This is a genomic window from Bacillus cereus group sp. Bc010, assembly GCF_027716745.1.
Classification (GTDB): Bacteria; Bacillota; Bacilli; order Bacillales; family Bacillaceae_G; genus Bacillus_A; species Bacillus_A pacificus.
Genome location: NZ_JAQFUY010000083.1, coordinates 1 through 2947 on the forward strand (window position 1 = coordinate 1; position 2947 = coordinate 2947).

Below are 2947 nucleotides of genomic sequence, written 5' to 3' on the forward strand. Positions count from 1 at the left end.
GACGTCGCCAAGCAAAAGCCTAAGTCGTTTCGACTTAGGTTTTTTTGTGTTTATTTTTATATATCAAATGTCATAATTCATATATTTAGTAATCGTAAAGAGGGAAAAGGATGAAATAGAGACGTTTTAAAGTCAACTACCCCAGTGAGACAAGGCTTTTCAGTGGGGGCTTGAGTTCGAGCGCTAGGTCTTTTCGTCTATTGCTAGACAGTTTGACGCTCTAGCATTCATGCTACCCTACGATTTGTCACGTAACTTACTAATCTATCTACACCTAAATCGTAACTCAAAGCGTTACTCGTAGTCGTGGATGGTTTCTTCATTTGAGAAACGTGCATTTCATATGTATAATGCACCTCAAAGAACCGACCTTTTTGCTTCGGTACAATCTAAATGTAGGAGATTTTTTTGTCTTAAATTTTTCGGCATACGTATTTTAATGGAACCGAATTTTTTCTGAATGCCACATTCATCGGAACTATCCAATGCCCGTTATTATCCACTTTAGGGACTTGATAGATTTCAATGATTCGCTTGTCAGTGGAACGAGAATAATTTGGGAACTTCTCAGGATTTTTCTTCCATTGTTCCAACGCTTTAAAAAAGCTCTTCACTTCTGCATATAAGGCTCTGCGAATCGCTTGAACAGAGTTTGATTGAACTCCTGGGTAGTTCGTATCGGCTTGCATGGCAGTATCTACTTCTTTTACAGTAACCATCCTATTATTGTTTAAGTAACTTTATTTCATCGTGTACAAGCCAACATTTCGCAATGCTTTTGAGCTATGTGACATGCGCTGAAGTAAACCCCCACTGATTAAAGTTTCAATTTATACAATGTTTTTTCGTTTTTAAAGGATTTCATTCATCAAAAAATCTATAATTAAGGTAATTAACATATATTTTTGATGGGTGTGGGAGATTATGAAAGAAATATGCATGTTATTAGTAGCTGTTATATTATGGGGAACAGCCATTGCACCAACAAAGTGGGCGTTAGAATCTATTCAGCCATTTACTTTGTTATTTATTCGCCTTTTCTTCGCGGGTGGAATTTGTTTGCTATTTTCATTTAAACAATTAAAAAGATCGGTTGTACATAAACAAGTGCCGTGGAAAAGAATGAGTTTACTATCTTTTACTGGTGTAGCTGGTTACTTTATGTTCACATCCTACGGTATTTCTTTAACAAGTGGATTGCATGTTAGTATTATTGATGCTGCTTTACCGTTAGTTACAATTCTTTTTTCAGCGTTCTTTTTGAAAGAAAAAATTAAGCTTAATTATTGGGTTGGTATTGTACTCGGGGCTATTGGAGTACTTCTTATTACAATCCCATCTAGTAACGGGGATCAAGAAGTATCTTTAATAGGAGATACCCTTATTTTATTAAGCACTTTCTTATTTGCCCTCTATACAGTATTGCTGAAAAGACCAAAACAAGAACAGTATTTATCAAACAAGGTTTTTACAACATTAACTTTAATTATTGGAGCTGTTATTTTATTACCATTTGCAATGGTAGAAACTTTTTACTATGGTTTCCCAGAAATCGAAACATGGAAGACTGGATTTAGTGTAATGTATCTTGTTATAGGGGCAACAATTTTAGCGTATTGGCTTTGGAATAGAGCATTAGAGACAGTCTCGGCATCAGTAAGTGGGTTATATTTAAATGCGTTACCATTAATAAGTATTGTTGCTTCAATTGTTTTATTAGATGAGTCTGTAACTTGGAAGATAGTAATAGGAGGAAGTTTAGTTTTAATAGGGGTAGGATGGGCAGATAAACAAAAAATAAGTAAGTTATTAAAGAGGAATAACTTGAATAGTAAGGAATGCTAAGCAGTATGTTGTATATAGTTTAAATAAAAAACACCTTATATATAGGTGTTTTTTATTTGGAAAGATAATAGATTGAAATCAGTATGGATATTCTTTGCTATATTTATACGTATTGAAATCATTTTGAAATATTGTTTGAACGAGTTGTATACATTCAGTATCATAAAAACTTTCGAAAGTTGGAAGACGGGGGAATAAAGGGTCAGTAATATCGGATTCGCTAAAATTCCCTTTATAAATCATCGAGGGAGTTTGATGATGCCAGGATGTTGAAAACTCATTTATTGGTGCAGCTTTTAATTCGAAACGCTTTTCTAATGCTTTCATATCCTGATTGAAGTTTTCTAAGTATATATAATTGGTTACATATTTTTCTTCATCAGCTATATATTGTTTTGTGAAATGAGGGTTAATACTATTTGCTTGTGCCCCATTAATAAGTAGATAGTATAGAAATTGTTTAAATGAGAGCCCTTTGGACGAATTTTCGTCTTGATATAGAAACTTTCGGATAGGCTTCCATTCGGGATTTTCTATATAAGGAGGTGCAATTAAGGATACGAAAGAACTGACTGCTCTCTTATAAGGGTTACGAACAAGTTTAAAAGTTTCTTTTTGTTTTTCTCGTAACGCTATACCTAGCCGTAGACTATAGGCAGGCGCATTTTTGTATATATCATATTCATAATTATGAATGAAAGGGCTATAATTTAGAGCTGTTTGTAATAAATCAATTTGGTAAAAGAACCACTTGGCAAGAGAAGTACAACCACTTTTTTGGCTCCAAAATAGAATGATAGGAAACTTCTTATGATAGTGTGGATTTCTTGAATGAGCATTGATGATGTGTAATAAGGTAGGATCGAACAACCCCTACACCCCTTTCGGATATTTTAATTATATGTATGGAAAATAAAGAGGAATATGAGTAGCTGTTTCATCTTTTCTAAAAAAGCGAAAGATTAATGTTGACTATTACTGAATAGGGGTGTAATATAAAACAAGTCGCCGATGACAACAACGTTGAAAGCGACAAACGAAATGAAAAACTTAGTTGACATTGAAAGATGAAAATGTTAACATAAGGAAGTCGCAAATGAGC

The 2947-nt window shown here is 33.8% G+C and carries 2 protein-coding genes and 1 pseudogene; 1 reads left to right on the forward strand and 2 read right to left on the reverse strand.

Translation table 11 applies throughout. The features are described 5' to 3' along the window. Positions 1-242: 242 nt before the first annotated feature. Positions 243-806, reverse strand: a pseudogene (locus tag PDQ68_RS28380) (nuclease/transposase family protein); the annotation flags it as partial. 118 nt (positions 807-924) lie between these two features. Here PDQ68_RS28380 and PDQ68_RS28385 point away from each other — a divergent pair. Then, a complete protein-coding gene (locus PDQ68_RS28385; RefSeq protein ID WP_000658267.1) occupies positions 925-1845 on the forward strand; it encodes a DMT family transporter in 921 nt (306 codons plus the stop codon). Between the two features lie 78 nt (positions 1846-1923). On the opposite strand, the gene PDQ68_RS28390 is transcribed toward PDQ68_RS28385, so the two are convergent. Then, on the reverse strand, positions 1924-2715 hold the full coding sequence (locus tag PDQ68_RS28390; RefSeq protein WP_061182315.1) for a sulfotransferase family 2 domain-containing protein: 792 nt from the start codon (positions 2713-2715) through the stop codon (positions 1924-1926). Between the last annotated feature and the right edge of the window lie 232 nt (positions 2716-2947).

Bases quoted from the DNA above. Each gene is read 5' to 3' on its own strand.
- PDQ68_RS28385 (WP_000658267.1), top strand. From the start codon at position 925: ATGAAAGAAATATGCATGTTATTAGTAGCTGTTATATTATGGGGAACA.